This window comes from Peribacillus sp. FSL H8-0477 (assembly GCF_038002765.1).
Taxonomy (GTDB): Bacteria; Bacillota; Bacilli; order Bacillales; family DSM-1321; genus Peribacillus.
Window position 1 is genome coordinate 1,087,053 of the sequence record NZ_JBBODE010000002.1, and the last position, 17,845, is coordinate 1,104,897.

The window sequence follows — 17,845 nt, forward strand, 5'->3', positions numbered from 1 at the left end:
GTGAGCCCTCACCAGAACCCGTTAAGAAGGAGAGTCTTCCACAGCAAATGAGTACCGTTTCTTTATTAAAAAAGAAAGTTCGAATTGTACTTGAGAAAAAACAAATACAACATGTTACAGCTAAAGTAGGTTTGGTTTTAGATATTAGCGGCTCGATGAGAAAACTTTATAATGATGGCACAGTCCAAAAAGTTGTTGAACGAATTTTAGCAGTTGCCAGTCAATTTGATGATGACGGAGCGTTGGACGTTTGGATATATGACAATGAATTTACCCGTTTGCCTCAAGTAACGGAAAAAGACTTTTCAGGTTATGTGAATGAACAGATTTTGACAAATGATACTATTCATAAATTTGGGAGAAATGATGAACCCAAAGTTATGAAAGATGTCTTGCAAAAATATCTTAAAGAAGAGCCAAGTGAGCTGCCTGTATTCCTAGTATTTATTAATGATGGCGGCTGTAAATCAGGCATTAAAAAGTTCATTGTAGGATCTTCGGACAAGCCAATTTTTTGGCAGTTTGTTGGCGTTGGTGATGCCAATTTTGATGTATTAAGAAAATTAGATACAATGGAAGGCAGAGTGGTCGACAATGCCAATTTCTTTCATTTCATGAATATTGAAACAGTATCGGACGAAGAACTGTACGACCAGCTACTAAACGAATTTCCAATGTGGTTAAAAGAGGCTAAACAAAAAAGTATAGTTAAATGAGTGGTAGAAAAAAGGGGAATGAACAAAAGTTCATTCCCCTTTTACTAGTCATTCTGTTTATTTTTTCATGGATTCATAATGATGAACAACTGTTCTTGCTATTTCATCATTTTCGTCTAAGTTACTAATTTCTTTTAAAACATGGAATACACCATGTTCTTGAATCATCGCTTGAATGGTTACTGCTTCGTGATCATCTTGACAATCAAAGTGCAGGGCGGCAGCCATTGCTTTAGCAAGATAGTCAAAGCTGAGACCAGCTTTTTGTGCTTGGACTGCTGGTCGTACTAGTCTATCTTCTGGACCAAGCTTACGTATAGGTGAGCGGCCTACTCTTGTTACTCCATCGTTTAAATAAGGGTTCTTAAAGCGTTGTATAATTTTATTAATGTATTTTTCATGTTCGTCTGGATTCAAATTATACTGCTTAATTAAATAGGCTCCCGTTTCATTCAATGTTGCTTTAACTTGTTGAAGGACTTCAGGATCTGCTAATGTTTCATCAATTGTAGTTTTATTTGCCAGATAACCGAGATAGGCTATAACAGCATGTCCAGTATTAACCGTAAACAGTTTTCTTTCAATAAAAGGGGCTAACTCTTCTACAATGGTCATGCCTTCAACATGAGGAATGGTATCTTTTGTTTCGACCACCCATTCATAATAGGATTCAACCAGAACATCAAGAGATCCTTTTGTATTTTGAATGGGAACAATCCGGTCTACAGCTGAATTAAAGAAGGATACTTTATCTTGCATGGCTGTTTTTGTTTCTTCATCCAGATGTTCTAAGATAAATTTTTTCAATATGTCAGTAGATGAAATTTGGTTTTCACAAGCAATAATATATATTTTTTCGTCCGATACCTTAACTCTTTCTGTTATTCCTTTAGCAATTAATGGAGCAATATGCGGAAGGATATTAGGTCCGATAGCCGTGGTAAGGTATGTCGCAGTTTTTATTGCTTCGATTACATCTGTTTCCTGTGTCATATTATTAAGACCGGAGACATGATCAATTTTGGTAACCTCTCCTTGCTCAGTTGCAAGCTTTACAAGATACGTTTTTTCTTCATTTAATTGATTAATTACTTCATCAGCAATATCTACAAAAGTTACATGATAACCTGATTGGGAAAATAGTGCTCCGATAAATCCTCTTCCGATATTACCTGCACCAAAGTGAACGACTTTTTTCATTTGTATCAGTCCTTTATTAGATTATTGTGAAGATATTCTAAGAAAATAGCTTCCAATTTCGATCGAATCATATCTTCATTAGAAGAAGAAAAGGCTAGTATAGCTTCATCGTTTTCAATTAAACTTGTGCTTATAAGACTAAGTATTTCTTGCTCTCTTCCATTCATATTTCTAGGAGCTGCCAAGAGCATTATGTTTTTAATAGGTAAATCTTTTCCATCCATTCCTTTAACAATGCATGGGGTGTTCAAGTGGGTAATTTGGAAGATCAATTCATGAACGTTTTCGTGTCGACAGTGGAAAAGGGCCATGCTTGTTCGTGGAATTCCGAGCCCGCCTAATTTCTCCCGTTCCATAACTTCATGTAAAACTGTTTCAGGCTGAGATAAAAGGTGACTTTTCTCAGCTGAATGGATCATTTCCATGATCACCTGCTGATAAGATTCATTCTTCTTTTGATAAACACAGAAGTTTTTGAGAATTATTTCTATACTAGATTGTACCTCTTTAATTTCTTTTAAAACGTCCGTGATTGACTGATTACGTTTGCGCGAACGAATTTTTTCTTTCCCATTTACCATTAAATGATATTTATTTTTTGTAAGAGTATGTAGATTTTTTTGCAGGTAGGTCCTTATTGTTTTTATTTCTTCACTACTCAACAGGGGGCTTACCAGAAGATAATCTACATCCATAAATGGCAGTCTTACAGTAGATATAATGACATCATATTGGCTTAAGTTTACATGATTTAAATCTTTAATCGATTTAATTTCGACCGTATCAATTTCGATAATCTCTTTTTTTATCCTGCTTGCCAGCATTTTAGATGTTCCAATTCCAGTAGGACAGACCACGAGGGATTTAATCGACATAGCCTCTTCACTTAACAGTAAAGCTGAACCAAAATGCAGAACAATGAAGGCGACTTCGTTTTCGGGGAATTCTAAATGAGTGAATTCATTCTCCAAACTGTCCTTTACGGCCATGAACAGTACGGGATACTTTTTTTTGATATCATCTGTTAATGGATTAAACAAATCCATCTTTTGCTGAATCCGAAAAAGAGAAGGTTCCATATGAGCAAGAAGTCCTTGAAAAAGCGAAAAGTCATTTGTTAAATCAATATTAAGCTGTGCCGATATATTTCGAATGACACTTTTAATATGGGGTCCGAGTAATACACTATCATCATGAATAGCTTTTGCTGTATGGATTTTAGATCCTTTCAAAGTAACAGCTAATAAAAAAATGTCCTTGGTTGTGAACACGATAGAATATTTTTCTCCGAGTTTTTTACACAATTGTTCCATAATACTGTATTCTTCTAGTATTTCACTAGGAGGTTGTTCCTCATCATCTTCTAGAAGAAATCCTAGCTTTATTCTTTGCATGGAAATACAAATCGTTATAATGAGCGCAACATAGTCACTATCGGTTAGTTTTGAAGGACCTTTATAGATGATTTCATTGACTAAACGTTCAGTGATCAGCAGAAAATCTGGTGAGAAATACCCTAAAATCTTATCTTGAAAAACTTCGCTTTTTTCTAAAAGAAATAGAGCTTCAATCAGTTCTTCATTGAAATGCAATAAAAAATAGCCTGCAAGTGCTTTTCTTTTGTTTTTTTCTGAACCATCTAAACTAATGCCCACACCACGTTTTCTTGAAAGAATGACCTGGTAATTCTTCATCCATTCTGTCAATTCGTCCAAATAGGATGTTAAGGTGGTAACACTGACATTCAGTTGATTCGCTAAAACCTGAATCTTAAAGGAATCTCCTTCGTGCAATAAGATAAGTAGGAGGGCTAGCCTTCGTTCTTTTGGAGTTTGATCAACAGGTGTAATTTCGGTCAGCTTCTGGACAAGACGAAAAATCATCTCATTCTTTCCCTCTATAAGAAGTCCTTCATCAGTTGTACGAGCTAATCGAAGCTGGAATTGATGCAGAATCTTTTCTATTGTCTTTAAATCCCGCTGAATCGTTCTAACGCTTACATTTAAGAAACTGGCAGTTGAAAAGGCTGTATGTTTGCCAGAAGTTCTAATGATCAATTCAATAATTGCTTTTTCCCTTGAAGAAATAAACATGCTATCAACTCATTTCCTGTGACATATAGAGAATGTCGAAATAAACAGGGAAATGAATAGAAAGCAAGAGGCTGCTTTCTATTCATTTCATTAAATTTATTGATTAGTTTTCATTTAGAATAGTCTTTATTTCTTTAGCTGATTTTGCTTGAACCATTTTTTCAATGTTCTCCATATCTGAACATGTCACTGCAATGCCAGAGAGAATTTCTAAATGGGTACCATCTTTTCCTGCTATTCCGAAAATTAACCGTACTTTTTCTCCATTAAAGTCTACACCATTGGGAACTTGAAGAACAGTAAAGCCAGACTTTATAACAGCCTTTTTCGCTTCTTCAGTTCCATGGGGGATCGCTACATCATTTCCCATATAAGTAGACGTGATTTTATCTCGTTCAATCATAGCTTCAATATAGCTCTCAGCTGCATACCCGCCATTAACTAATGCTCTGCCGGCGAAACGGATTGCTTCTTCTTTGTCTTTAAATTCCATATTAAGGAATATTTTGCTCTCTAGTAATAAGGTATCATCACTTGTGTTCTGTCCATTAGCTGATTCAAGTTCCTCATTAGCGTTATCCATTACATGACCATGTAATTGGCTGATTAATTTATCATATTCAGGGCTTGAAAGGAAATTATCAACTGAAATATGGTAAGCAGTTGGTACTTTGTTTTTTGCCCTTGGTGTTAGTTCATCCTGAGTGATCACAATTTCTGCATCATCTGTAAGATTACTAATAGCTGTATTGCTTACGTTTACATGTAATCCTGCTTCTTTGACTTTCTTTCGTAAGAGAGAGGCTCCCATAGCGCTTGAACCCATTCCAGCATCACATGCAAAAATAATTTTATTAACATTTTGTGGGAATTGTTGTGATTCTGTAGTAAATAATCCAGATACCGAACTTTTTTTACCTTTCATTTCTTGCATTTTTTTTGCAGCATCATCGATATCTTCATCTGGTTGTTTACCCGTCTTTAAGACGAACATAGCAACTATAAATGAAACCGCTGCAGCAACAAATATGCCAGCAAAGTTTGCAAGATAGGTGCCAGCATCATGTGGTGTAACAGCAGCAATGGCAAGTATGCTTCCCGGTGACGATGGTGCAAATAAACCGCCGCCTAAAAGTAACATAGTGAACACACCACTCATTCCGCCTAATATCACAGCGAGGAAAAGAATAGGGCGCATTAAAATGTAAGGGAAATATATTTCATGAATTCCCCCGAAAAATTGAATAATTGCGGCTCCAGGTGCGGTTTTTTTTGCTGTTCCTTTTCCAAAGATAGAAAATGCCAGCAAAACGCCAAGACCAGGTCCAGGATTTGCTTCAAGCAGGAAGAGAATGGATTTCCCTGCTTCACGAGCTTGTTCAGTTCCTATCGGGGAAAGGATTCCATGATTAATTGCATTGTTAAGGAATAAAATTTTCCCTGGCTCTATGAGAATACTTGTTAAAGGTAATAATTTCATTGCAACAAGCCACTCAACACCGTTTTCAAGCCAGCCAGTGAAAATGGCTACAGCGGGTCCCACGATTAAAAAAGAAACAATAGATAAGATACCGCCAAGGATACCAGCTGAGAAATTATTAACTAACATTTCAAAACCAGTTTTGACTTTGCCCTCAATTGCTTGATCAAATTTCTTGATTAGGTAGCCGCCAAGTGGCCCCATAATCATAGCTCCGAGGAACATTGGAATGTCTGCTCCTACAATTACTCCCATTGTAGCGATAGCACCAACTACCCCGCCTCGGTGTTCATGCATCAGCTTACCGCCTGTATATCCAATTAAGATTGGTAGTAAGAAGCTGACCATCGGACTGACTAATTTATTTAATTCTTCATTTGGAATAAAGCCGCTTGGTATAAATAGGGCGGTTATAAGCCCCCATGCAATAAATGCAGCAATATTGGGCATTACCATTGAGCTTAAAAAATTGCCGAATTTCTGCACAGCTAATTTTGTCTTAGATTGAGCCATACAAATTCCCCCTTCATCATTTATATCTTTATAATAGTTCACGAATGTTTCACAAACAACAGATAGGAAAGCTAACTTTGGCGTATTGATTAATGACAGACCTTGTGCTAGTTAACCTGAGATTTAATATTATTTTTCGGAGGGGAGCATTTTCTAAAGAAAATCTATGTATCATAACAAAAGGTGATAGGGAAAATCCTATCACCTTTTGTTTAGCTATTGTTCCTTATCTCCACACTCTAAACTCGATCATATTAGAACCGCTAAAACATACTTGTTTATGGTTGAATTGGCTTGTATTTTGGCAACAGTTACTGTGGTTATTGCTGGTATTGCGGCGCTTATTTGAGCAGCAGCGGTGACGGTTGTTAGAGCAGCGGTGTTTCTTGTTGGAACAGCGGCACTTCTTGTTGGTACTACGGCACTTTTTGTTGCTACTACGGCACTTCTTGTTGGTACTACGGCACTTCTTGTTGGTACTACGGCACTTCTTGTTAGTCCTACGGCGCTTATTAGAACAACGACGCCGATTACTGCATGTGTTCTTTCTAGAACAGGAATTGGATTCGGGGCTCTCAAACATAAAGTCGCAACCGCCGATACGATTTGCCCTTTCTACTGCTCTTTGTATATCATCATTGCAAAAATTCGACATACTATTTTCCTCCAGTTCATAGTTATGAAAAGGAATGAAATGTACTGTAGGGTGTACACAACTTATCCTTCTATAATCTATGTAGCTAGTACAACATTTGTAAACTCCAAACGCCCAGCAAGCAAAAAATTCTGAAAGACGATTTTTGGGGAAACAAGAAGGCGAGGGTTTGAGATGGAGCATACTAAAAAACTTGCTGAATATCAGCTGTTTATTCATCCCATAGATTTTAGCGAACTGAGACGGGATATTTGGATTGATGAGCCCGTTCCAGCTACGCTGACTGTAAACAAAAAAAGGTATAACATCGATTTAGCCTACCGAGGTTCGCATATTCGTGAATTTGAAAAAAAATCCTACCATATAATGTTTCGAAAGCCAGCGATGTATCGAAATGCAAAAGAATGGCATTTAAACGCTGAATATGTGGATCCATCATTAATAAGAAATAAATTATCTTTAGACTTTTTTAAAGATATTGGCTCGCTATCACCAACCTCACGATTTGTTAATCTGAAAATAAACGGGAAAAACGAAGGAGTTTATTTAGAATTAGAATCAGTGGATGAATACTTTTTAGAAACTCAAAAACTACCTAAAGGGGCAATATTTTATGCTGTAGATGGTGATGCCAACTTTTCATTAATGAGTGAACTTGACCAAGATGTAAAGAAGTCGCTCGAACTTGGGTATGAAAGAAAGTGTGGAACAATGGAAGATGAGCATGCCTTGCATGAATTCATAATAAAAGTAAATACAATTTCAAGAGTAGACTTTGAAAAGGAAATTGTCAGATACTTAAACGTTGAAAAATATATAGCCTGGCTTGCTGGAGTGGTCTTCACCCAAAATTATGACGGGTTTGTACATAATTATGCGCTATATAGAAACGGAGAGTCTGGTCTTTTTGAGATGATTCCATGGGACTATGATGCGACTTGGGGAAGGGACATCCATGGAGAATTAATGGCTGAAGATTATTTGAGAATAGAAGGGTTTAATACACTGACCGCACGAATTCTTGATGTGAAAACATTTCGTCATCAATACCAAAAGCGGTTAGAGAATATATTACAACACCAATTCACTGTAGAATATATGAAGCCTAAAATTCGAACATTGATGGAATTAATCAGGCCATATATTTCAAAAGATCGTTATGTAAATAAAAATATTCATTTGTTTGATCAAGAGGAAGAAATGATCTGTGGATATATTGAAGCACGAACTAGGTATCTTAAAAATAATATAAATATATTAAATTAATCGTATAGAGAGCGGGGTTTTGGTAGAAATGTATTCAAAATCCCGCTAAATGTGTCAATAATATACAGGAATTCATAAAATGTTCACAAAAAACATGTAAACGTTTTCAATATTATTGTATAATAAATGAGTAATAACTAATCTAATCTTTATGAAATGTAAACGCAATCATTTAACCAAAAGATTTTCCTATAGATGATCAATACATAAGAGGAGGTGATGCATCATGAGAGACTACGTTTTTATTCTTGATAATGAAAAGGAATCAAAGAAAATAACAATAGAAGCTTCTGGAATGATGGATGCATTTTTGAAAGCTAAGGATTTCCAGAAAAAGAAAAGTGAAGATAAAAAATCAAAAGTTAACCTACTTTTCCAAGGTGTTATTTATTCATAACCTATAAATGAAATCAAAACGCAGCTGTCAATTATATTGATGGCTGCGTTTTTTATATACTAGGATGATCAATCAATAAAACTCTATTATCTCTATTAATTACCTTTGTTGTATTATATTTGTAATATAGTTGTAATATAACTCCTACCATTTTACTAGTATAATAGGTTTAAGAAAGTACAACTGGGGGTATACTAAATTGGTTAAAAAGATCATTTCAACTTTGTTCTTGGGGATTTTATTAGCAGCTATGATACCAACATTTGTCGATGCAGCAATTACTAGTAAATATGTCGACGTACCTATAGATGATTCATTAAATATTCGAAAAAGTCCTAAAGCAACTGCACCTATCATTACTAAATTAGAGGCTGGCACTGAGGTCAATGTTTATTCCGAATCTAAAGGGTGGGCAAAAATCAGTTCCAATGGTATAGAGGGATATGTTAACAGCAGCTATTTAACCTCAGAAAAGATTAGCCCTGCCAGCATTTCAAGTTATAAAGTAAAAGCAATTTCAGTAGCTAAACAGTATTTAGGGACAAGGTACCGCTGGGGTGGAATTACACCAAAAGGGTTTGATTGTTCCGGTCTTGTTAAATATTCATATGCAAAAGCTGGGAAGACATTGCCGCGTACTGCAGCAGCTATGTATAAAAAAGGAAGCTCGGTCAATACGTTGAAAGCTGGCGACCTGATGTTTTTTGCGCCTAATCGAGCATCGAAACCAACTCATGTATCCATTTATATCGGCGGTGGTCAGATGATCCAATCGGCTACTTCTAAAGGGGTTTCAATCGCTTCTATAAGTAATTCTTACTGGAAGCCTAAATATATCGGAGCTAAACGAATTTAATATAAAAAGAGGGACCCTTTAAGTAGACTAAGTAGTTTAGTCCTGCTTGAAGGGTCTTTTATTTTGACCAAATTTTATTTTATATTACGACAGGAAATTGTAGGATCAGACTGTAGACAAACTCGGGTGAGATTTAAAATTGAGATGTTGATTTCCATTCCAGGCGCTTCGCTTTCCGCGGGCGGGCGGTGAGCCGCATCAATGCTCACGCTCCTGCGGGGTCTCACCTGTCCCGTTGTTCCCGCAGGAGTCTTCACGCCTTCCACTTCAATCAACCGTCTCTCTAAAATTAATCTGAATAAAACCTTGCGAATGAAAGGGCTATCCTAGAACAAATTCAGCAGGACACAAGTGATTTAAAAAGCGGATACTATGTCAATAAAGAATTATAAAATAACAGTAAGCCTATTAAATGCCATAATCTGAGTTAAGATATAGTTTTTTAATAAACTATGTATGTAAAGGATTTAACTTCATACCTTTTAAAGTGGGTTTAATCAAGTGTTGTTTATTGAAAAATCAAAAATTTATCTATACTATGGAGAGAAATAATGAATTCATCTCAGTACGTGGGAAAAAGTTTGATTACTGGGGGAAGCACATGGGTGAAAATAAAAAGTACTTTAAAATATTGTATGCGCTTATCCCAATCCTATTAGGGTGTTTATTTTATTTTATGAATCAGGATTTGTTTAAAGCGTTGACCAATGGGGATACGAAACAAATAAAGCTGCTGTTAACCGATAATATGATCTATTTATATTTGTTTATGCTTATTATTATGGTTATTCAAAACAGCTTTACACTTATTCCTTTAATACTCATTATAACCATAAATATTTCACTCTTCGGATTGGTAATTGGGTTTATATGGAGTGTATTTACAAGTATTGTGGCAGCAGTAATCATTTTTTTCTGCATCCGGTATCTTTTTCAGGATATGCTGACCAAGAAGGTTAAACCAGAGTTGATCCAGAAAGTAGAAAAGAATGGATTTATGTATGTATTCCAGGCGCGGATTTTTCCATTCGTCCCAACCAGTTTAGTGAATATTCTCGCTGGTCTTAGCTCTATTTCCTTTTATAAATATTTAGTAGCAACTAGTTTAGGGAACTTTATTTATTTTTTTGCATTAGCTCTTGTTCCGGCGGGGTTAATTTCATTAGATTTGAATAAAAACTTACTGTGGGCACTGGTTGGGGCAAGTATTGTAATCTATGTCTGCTTTAAAAAGTTTTATAAGAAGAAGAAAAAGGATTCAGCTAATTAAAGGAAAACGTTTATCATCTTTAAGTGATAAGCGTTTTTTTATTTTTATGAAACAAGTTCTTGGTCCACTCAAATGATATAATGTCATAAAAAGGAAAAGAGGAGATGGATTTGAAAGCAATTATTGTTACTGATTTTGGCAGCCCAGATGTTTTAAGATATGTTGATATGGATATTCCCGTTATTGCTCCATCGCAAGTATTAATCAGGGTAGAGAAAACCAGTGTCAATTATGCTGATGTTAAATCCAGATATGGGAAAAAGGGGAGTAATGTGTTTCCATTCGTACCAGGGCTAGATGCGGCAGGGGTAATTGTAGAGGTAGGCTCGGAAGTAGACAACTTCAAAATAGGACAAAGAGTGATGGCTTTTCCGTCCAGCGGATCTTATTCAGAATATGTTGCAGCAGAAGCCATGCTGACGTTTGAACTGCCAGATGAAGTTGATTTTGAAATGGCAGCAGCGTGCCCCACCGTTGCATTTCTATCTTATAAGCTCCTTGTTGATATTGCACGAATTGAACCAGGTGAAACCATTCTTATCCACTCAGCCTCAGGCGGTGTAGGAACAACAGCTATTCAATTAGCAAAGATTCTAGGGGCAGGAACAATTATTGGAACGGTTGGGAGTGAAAGTAAAGCAGCGGTTGCACAACATGCTGGAGCAGATCACGTTTTTTGCTATGAAAATGAAGACTTTGCGGAAAAGGTGAATTTAATAACGGAAGGAAAAGGGGTGCAGATTGTTTTAGATTCGGTAGCTGGTCCAATTACGCAAAGAAGTTTGGCATGTCTAGCACCATATGGGCGTTTAATACAATTTGGAAACTCCAGCGGACAGCCGGGTATCATTCAAACGAGTGACCTGCATTCAAGCTGCCGGTCGATTCTTGGATTTAGTTTAGGTACTACACGGATAAATCGACCCGAATCATTAAGACATACAGCTAAACAAGTACTAAATTATTTAAAAGATGGGGAACTCAACATTAAAATAAGCTACCAATTTCCTTTAGAAGAAGCGAAAGCTGCCCATAAACTAATTGAGAGCAGATTGAGTACTGGAAAAATATTATTAGATGTAAAGAAATAAGTAAAAAGACTGTAGACAAACTTAGGTGGAAATCAAGTTTGTCTATTTTTATGGCTTGTAGAACTTTCTGGCACTCGCTTTCCGCGGGCGGTCGGTGAGCCTCCTCGGCTGGCTCTCCCCTAGACACGCTTTTCCCGCAGGAGGTAGGTTTGCAAAATCGAAGAAGCCCTGGATTTTTCTTTCATTTATGAGTTGGTCAAAGATATATATTCGGTAGCAGGTCGCCTTAAGAAGAGGCAATGAACAGTCTTTATCACCAAAAAGACCTCCATGAAAAATTTCAAAACAAAGAGTTCCGGAATGTTTCATTCCAGAACTCTTTTGTCGACAAACTGAAAGGCTGTTATCTGACAGTCTTCTTTTTTTTGACCATAACAGCCCGGTCATGGAGTGCGATTTAGCAAGAATTTCTTTCATTAAGTTCAGGAGCAAATCTATAGGTTATAAATGGAGTTTGGGCTTGATTTTCAATTCGCTCCAATAATAGTTCAGCTGCCTTGATCCCCATTTGCAGGATAGGCTGTCCGATGGTGGTAACAGAAGGCTGGTAAAACTCTGAATAATCAACGTTATCAATACTAACAACGGCTACTTCTTCAGGAATGGATATGTTCTGTTTTTTCAAGTAGCTTAAAACTTCACGAAGGACTAAATCATTTCCTGCGACAATAGCTGTTGGGAGAGTGTTTTCTATAAATCTTTGGGACAATGTTTCTTTTATTTCACCGCTTGGTAAAGCATAAATACTCTCTTGATTAACCTCTAAATGATAAGCTGCCATTGCCTTCTTAAATCCTTCTATTCTCTCCACACGGGGTGTTATGGGAATATCAATCGGTAAAGTTATAAAAGTGATGTCCTTGTGCCCTTTCTCAGCAAGCATTGAAACAGCTAAAAAACTAGCTGCGTGATTATCTAAGAGAACTGAATCAGAAGCAATTCCATCCACTAAGCGATCGACAAACACCATTGGAATAGAATGGTCTACTAGATAGTTATAAACTTTAAAATCATTTCCGACTGGGAAGATAATCATTCCATCCACACGAGTAGAGATGAGCAAATCAATATACTCTTTTTCTTTTTCTGGATCATCTGCAGAGTTACAAATAAACACTTTGATGCCATTCTGCTGAAGACGTTCTTCGACAATTCGAATAATTTCAGTAGACAATGTATGTAGGATATTAGCTACTAAAATGCCAATAACCTTTGTTTTTTTTACTTTTAAATTACGGGCATTATCATTTGGACGGAAATCAAGTTCTTTAATAACTTCTTGGATTTTTTCTTTTGTGTCAGCACTCATATATCGATATCGTTGGTTGATGAACTGAGAAACCGTACTTTTGGAAACGCCTGCTTTTTCAGCAACATCGGAAATTGTAATTTTCTTTTTTTTATTCATGGTGTTCTCCTAATGGACAAATTTAGTGTTACAAATTAACTTCATCATAACAAAAGGTAGAACAGGATACCATTGCTGCCATTATCCGAAGAAAATCTTTTTTTAGAAGAAAACCCCTAACGATGAAAGTATATCGCTAAGGGTAGTTTCTTTTTTCAGTATTAACGAACGAGCCATCCGCCATCTACTGCCAAGATATGTCCATTCATATAATCAGAGGCTCTGCTTGAAAGGAAAACGACTGTTCCCATGACATCGAAAGGAGTTCCCCATTTTTCAGCAGGAATTCTTGATAAGATTTCTTTATTTCTCGACTCATCTGCACGAAGCGCTGCAGTATTGGCTGTTTCAATATAACCAGGTGCTATCGCGTTTATTTGAATATTATGACCAGCTAATTCATTGGCAAATGCTTTAGTGAGGCCGGCTACACCATGCTTGCTGGCAGTATATGCAGGGACGAATTTCCCCCCCTGGAAAGTAAGCATGGAGGCAATATTAATAATTTTGCCACTGCCTTGCTTAACCATTTCTTTAGCGGCGAGCTGACTAAGAAAATATAAGGCATTAAGATTAATATCCATAACCGCATTCCAATCTTCATCTGTATATTCTAATAGGGGAGCTCTACGGATTGTTCCAGCATTATTAACAAGAATATCTACTTTTCCATAAGCTTCAAGACAGCCAGTAATAACACCTTCTAAACTTTCTTTGTTTGTCAGGTCTGCTTGATAGAAGACGGCTCTTTGGCCAGTTGTTTCGATTAGTTCTTGTGTTTCTTTCCAGTCATCGCTATGGGCGACAATAAATACATCGGCCCCTGCTTTAGCTAGGGCAACAGCGTAACCTTGTCCTAAACCAGTATTTCCTCCTGTAACGATAGCTGCTTTTCCTTTTAAACTAAAGAAATCCATTGAAAAATCGAGTAGGCTCATCTTAATTCCTCCAAGAGTAGATTGTTGTTTGTGATTGGTTTTATTTTTTCGATATATTCTTTTGCAAGTCTAGTAATCTCAGAATAATTATCATCTTTTGCTGGCGCGATCAAGTTTCCTCCGATACCAACTGCGACACAGCCGTTATTTAGCCATTGGTCAACGTTGGTAATATCAACTCCACCGGTAGGCATTAGATTGATATCTGGAAGAGGGCCTTTAATTGCTTTCACATAATCTGGACCAAATGCGCTTCCAGGGAATAATTTAATGACATCTGCTCCAAGAGACATAGCTGAAACCATTTCTGTAATCGTTTCACACCCCGGCATATAGGGGATTTGATACAAATGACATAGTTTCATAATGTCCTCATTACATGAGGGACTTACAATGAATTGAGCTCCAGCCATAATGGCAATACGAGCAGTTATCGGATCCAAAACAGTGCCTGCACCCACAACCATATCTGGGTGCATTTTATTTAAGAGAGTGATAGCTTCTTCAGCTCTTGGGGTCGTGAATGTAATCTCAATATTTCGTATGCCGCCTTCAAGGCAAGCTTCAGATATTCGGATTGCCTTCTCTGGAGAATCCGCTCTGACTACAGCTACTAAAGGAATATTAGTGATCTTTTGAAGGATTTTCAATTTTTTCATGAGTTCCATCCTTTACTAGATTTATTAGTAAACATTACTTCATATCTGAAAGTGGGAAGGTATCCATATCTTCATACGTATAGTTTTCTCCGGCCATTGCCCAAATAAAGGTATAACTGCTGGTTGCGGCTCCGCTGTGAATAGACCATGGCGGCGAAATAACGGCCTCTTCGTTCTTCATCACAATATGTCTTGTTTCATCTGGCTCACCCATCATATGGAACATGAGCGCGTCTTTTTTCATATCGAAATACATATAAACTTCTACTCTGCGGTCATGGACATGCGGGGGCATAGAGTTCCAAACATTCCCGGACTCTAACTCGGTCATTCCCATGCACAACTGACAGCTTTGAATACCTTTTTCATGAATCATTCTTCGAATGGTACGTTTATTTGCTGTTTCATGTGACCCCATCGCGTCTCCAGGTACGTCATTGAATGCGACATGCTGGATAGGGTAATGTTTGTGTGCAGGTGCAGATACTAAATAAAACTTAGCAGGATTAGATTCTGAATCACTTATGAACTTGATGTCTTTACAGCCTAAGCCTATATATAAACAATCACGATTTTGAAGAATATATTCTTCTCCATCAACAAAGATTTTCCCAGATTCCCCTATATTAAAAATGCCTAATTCTCTTCTTTCTAAAAAGTAATCGGCCTTTATAAAATCATGACTTTCTAACTTTACTTCTTTAGATACGGGCGCAACACCGCCAACAATAATTCTGTCATCCAGTGAGTAGCATAAGGAAATTTCATCTGCTAAAAAAAGATTTTCCACAAGAAAGTTTTTGCGGATCTCCTCCGTACCAAACTGTTTGGCTTGTGTTGGGTGAATAGAATAACGTTTCTCCATTTTCATATAATAACCTCCTCATATTAGTAAAACGGTTTATCATTAAAAACAACAGATGTTAGCGCTGCCAATACCTAAAATATATATAACATTTTCCAAATAGTCAAATAAATAAAGTAGTTTAAGAGGATTATACATAGAAAACAATGGATATTATGTAGATTTGGTGAAAAAAGAAAAACATTCTGAATATTATTGTTAAAAACCGGTTTATATGATAATCTGACGTTATTACAAAAGAAAACGCTTTCTTATTTCAAGGTTTACTAAACTTTTTTCTTTAGGAGGAATAGAAATGAAAAATTTAGATGTCATTACCTTTGGAGAGCCGATGGCTATGTTCTATGCGAATGAGGTCAAACCTCTCCATTTGGTTAAATCTTTTTCTCGTGCTCTAGCAGGCGCAGAGTCAAATGTGGCTTGTGGATTAGCGCGTCTCGACTTGCATGTGGGGTATATGACGAAGCTCGGTAATGATAGTTTTGGAAAATTTATTATGGAAGAATTGTATAAAGAAAAAGTAGATACGATGGGTATTCGGTTTACTAGTGAGAAGGCTACAGGAATGCTGATTAAGTCGAAAGTGGTTGAAGGAGATCCAGAGGTTGAGTATTTCAGAAAAAATTCGGCAGCGTCTACTTTAAATGTAGATGACCTTTCTGAAGAATACTTCGGGCAAGCAAAGCACTTACATGTGACGGGGATTCCTTCAGCACTGTCTTCTGGATGCCATGAATTTTCTTTAGCGGCGATGAGGTATATGAAGCAAGAAGGAAAGACTATTTCCTTTGATCCGAATTTACGACTTAAGTTATGGAAGGATAAACAAACAATGATTAAAGAAATTAATCAGCTTGCTTGTTTGGCAGATCTATTCTTACCGGGAATGTCAGAAGCTGAGATATTGACTGGTCTTTCCACACCGGAGGAAGTGGCGGATTTCTATATAAGTAAAGGAGTTAAAACGGTTATTATCAAGCTTGGTGCGAAGGGTGCTTACTTTAAAAAGGATAGTGAGGAAGGTTACATAAATGGGTTTGCGGTTGAGGAAGTAGTGGATACGGTAGGTGCTGGAGATGGCTTCGCTGTCGGGGTGATTAGTGGATTACTTGACGGTAAAACGATTCAAGAAGCTGTTATCCGAGGAAATGCAATTGGTGCTCTTCAAGTTATGTCGCCAGGAGATATGGATGGAATGCCAACCAGATCAAAATTAGATGAGTTTATTGAAAAACAGCATAAAGTTCATAATAGTTAAATGCGGCACTCAATTATCTGATTACGAAGCTTGAGAAATCATTAATGGATATGATTGGAGAGATTATAATGAGAATAAAAGCGAGCATTGAAAAAGTTCCTGGTGGTATGATGGTTGTTCCGTTATTTTTTGGGGCCTTGATTAATACTTTATTTCCTAATACAGCTACTTACTTTGGTGGATTTACTGGCGCTTTATTAACAGGTACGGCATCGATACTAGCGGTTTTCTTCTTTTGTGTAGGAGCAACCATTGATGTGAAACAATCAGGTTACATCGCCAAGAAAGGATTGACCTTACTTATAGGGAAAGTTGTGTTTGCGGCATTATTAGGATATGCGGCTGCCTTAATACTTCCGGAAAACGGAATTCAGACAGGAATATTTTCTGGTTTATCTGCGTTAGTCCTCATTGCGGCATTTAATGAAACAAACGGCGGATTATACACGGCTTTAATGACTAAGTTAGGCAGAACAGAAGATGCAGCGGCCTTTCCTTTTATTAGTATAGAAAGCGGTCCGTTTTTCACGATGATTATTTTAGGGGTAGGCGGTCTAGCTACGTTCCCATGGCAGACTATTGTTTCAACACTAATCCCGTTTGTAGTAGGGATGATTGTTGGGAACATTGATAAGGAATGTCGAGCATTCTTTGGACAAGCGGTACCCGTTCTTATTCCGTTCTTCGCCCTGGCTCTAGGGTTTGGTTTAGATTTTGGAATGATTATTAAATCTGGATTTATGGGTATTCTGATGGGAGTAGCAGTTGTTTTCCTTTCAGGTGGAGTCTTGTATGTGTTGGATCGATATGTAACTGGCTCGGATGGAGTCGCTGGTGTGGCTGCTTCTTCGACAGCTGGTGCTGCAGTCGCTGTTCCGTTTATCATTGCTGAGTTGAATCCGCAATTTGCTCCAGTAGCTGAATCAGCAACAGCAATTATAGCGACGAGTGTGTTAGTAACAGCAATTTTAACGCCTATGCTTACAATGTGGGTAGCGAAAGTACAGGAGAAGAGAGGGATTCCTCAGCGTAGGTACAAAAAAACAACTGTTACGCCTGGATCTTCCGTTCGTAAGGCACAATAAATAAAATGTAAGCGTTACCTCCTTCAACTGTGGTTTTTTGCCGCAGTTGTTTTTGTATGTTTATAATAAGCTATATACTAGTAGAAATGGGTATA

At 37.2% G+C, this 17,845-nt stretch carries 15 protein-coding genes; 8 read left to right on the top strand and 7 right to left on the bottom strand.

Features of this window, described 5'->3' with window-relative positions; all coding sequences use genetic code 11:
• Positions 1 to 47 precede the first annotated feature (47 nt).
• The gene (locus MHI18_RS17035; RefSeq protein ID WP_340850312.1) at positions 48 to 716 is read left to right on the top strand and encodes a vWA domain-containing protein; all 669 of its coding nucleotides are present in this window, start codon (positions 48 to 50) and stop codon (positions 714 to 716) included.
• A 57-nt stretch (positions 717 to 773) separates the two neighbouring features.
• Here the strand turns inward: MHI18_RS17035 and MHI18_RS17040 are convergent, their stop codons facing one another.
• From MHI18_RS17040 to MHI18_RS17050, 3 genes are all read right to left on the bottom strand, one after another.
• Positions 774 to 1,916, bottom strand: a complete 1,143-nt coding sequence (locus tag MHI18_RS17040) for a mannitol-1-phosphate 5-dehydrogenase (protein ID WP_340849013.1) — start codon at positions 1,914 to 1,916, stop codon at positions 774 to 776.
• 5 nt (positions 1,917 to 1,921) lie between these two features.
• Positions 1,922 to 4,009 carry a BglG family transcription antiterminator gene (locus tag MHI18_RS17045; RefSeq protein WP_340849014.1) on the bottom strand — a complete coding sequence of 696 codons (2,088 nt, stop codon included), beginning with the start codon at positions 4,007 to 4,009 and terminating at the stop codon, positions 1,922 to 1,924.
• Positions 4,010 to 4,112: 103 nt separating this feature from the next.
• The gene (locus tag MHI18_RS17050) at positions 4,113 to 6,002 is read right to left on the bottom strand and encodes a PTS mannitol transporter subunit IICBA (protein WP_340849016.1); all 1,890 of its coding nucleotides are present in this window, start codon (positions 6,000 to 6,002) and stop codon (positions 4,113 to 4,115) included.
• An 829-nt stretch (positions 6,003 to 6,831) separates the two neighbouring features.
• On the opposite strand from MHI18_RS17050, the gene MHI18_RS17055 reads away from it, so the two are divergent.
• The 5 genes from MHI18_RS17055 to MHI18_RS17075 all read left to right on the top strand — a co-directional run bounded on the left by MHI18_RS17055 (position 6,832) and on the right by MHI18_RS17075 (position 11,537).
• Complete coding sequence (locus MHI18_RS17055) at positions 6,832 to 7,923, top strand: CotH kinase family protein (RefSeq protein WP_340849018.1); 1,092 nt, start codon at positions 6,832 to 6,834, stop codon at positions 7,921 to 7,923.
• Between the two features lie 226 nt (positions 7,924 to 8,149).
• Positions 8,150 to 8,320: a hypothetical protein gene (locus MHI18_RS17060; protein ID WP_340849019.1), complete on the top strand. Its 171-nt coding sequence runs from the start codon at positions 8,150 to 8,152 to the stop codon at positions 8,318 to 8,320.
• 199 nt (positions 8,321 to 8,519) lie between these two features.
• On the top strand, positions 8,520 to 9,176 hold the full coding sequence (locus MHI18_RS17065) for a C40 family peptidase (protein ID WP_340849020.1): 657 nt from the start codon (positions 8,520 to 8,522) through the stop codon (positions 9,174 to 9,176).
• Between the two features lie 511 nt (positions 9,177 to 9,687).
• Positions 9,688 to 10,446: a TVP38/TMEM64 family protein gene (locus MHI18_RS17070; protein WP_340849021.1), complete on the top strand. Its 759-nt coding sequence runs from the start codon at positions 9,688 to 9,690 to the stop codon at positions 10,444 to 10,446.
• Between the two features lie 110 nt (positions 10,447 to 10,556).
• Entirely contained in the window at positions 10,557 to 11,537 is a 981-nt protein-coding gene (locus tag MHI18_RS17075) for a quinone oxidoreductase family protein (protein ID WP_340849023.1), read from the top strand.
• Between the two features lie 397 nt (positions 11,538 to 11,934).
• Here the strand turns inward: MHI18_RS17075 and MHI18_RS17080 are convergent, their stop codons facing one another.
• The 4 genes from MHI18_RS17080 to kduI all read right to left on the bottom strand — a co-directional run bounded on the left by MHI18_RS17080 (position 11,935) and on the right by kduI (position 15,407).
• On the bottom strand, positions 11,935 to 12,945 hold the full coding sequence (locus MHI18_RS17080; protein ID WP_340849024.1) for a LacI family DNA-binding transcriptional regulator: 1,011 nt from the start codon (positions 12,943 to 12,945) through the stop codon (positions 11,935 to 11,937).
• A 161-nt stretch (positions 12,946 to 13,106) separates the two neighbouring features.
• Complete coding sequence (gene kduD, locus MHI18_RS17085; protein WP_340849029.1) at positions 13,107 to 13,883, bottom strand: 2-dehydro-3-deoxy-D-gluconate 5-dehydrogenase KduD; 777 nt, start codon at positions 13,881 to 13,883, stop codon at positions 13,107 to 13,109.
• On the bottom strand, positions 13,880 to 14,542 hold the full coding sequence (locus MHI18_RS17090; protein ID WP_340849031.1) for a bifunctional 2-keto-4-hydroxyglutarate aldolase/2-keto-3-deoxy-6-phosphogluconate aldolase: 663 nt from the start codon (positions 14,540 to 14,542) through the stop codon (positions 13,880 to 13,882). Before MHI18_RS17090 ends, kduD begins: the two co-directional genes overlap by 4 nt.
• Before the next feature lie 34 nt (positions 14,543 to 14,576).
• The gene (kduI, locus tag MHI18_RS17095; RefSeq protein ID WP_340850313.1) at positions 14,577 to 15,407 is read right to left on the bottom strand and encodes a 5-dehydro-4-deoxy-D-glucuronate isomerase; all 831 of its coding nucleotides are present in this window, start codon (positions 15,405 to 15,407) and stop codon (positions 14,577 to 14,579) included.
• A 295-nt stretch (positions 15,408 to 15,702) separates the two neighbouring features.
• On the opposite strand from kduI, the gene MHI18_RS17100 reads away from it, so the two are divergent.
• Both MHI18_RS17100 and MHI18_RS17105 read left to right on the top strand, forming a co-directional pair.
• The gene (locus MHI18_RS17100; RefSeq protein WP_340849033.1) at positions 15,703 to 16,665 is read left to right on the top strand and encodes a sugar kinase; all 963 of its coding nucleotides are present in this window, start codon (positions 15,703 to 15,705) and stop codon (positions 16,663 to 16,665) included.
• A 68-nt stretch (positions 16,666 to 16,733) separates the two neighbouring features.
• Entirely contained in the window at positions 16,734 to 17,750 is a 1,017-nt protein-coding gene (locus MHI18_RS17105) for a 2-keto-3-deoxygluconate permease (RefSeq protein ID WP_340849036.1), read from the top strand.
• Positions 17,751 to 17,845: the final 95 nt, after the last annotated feature.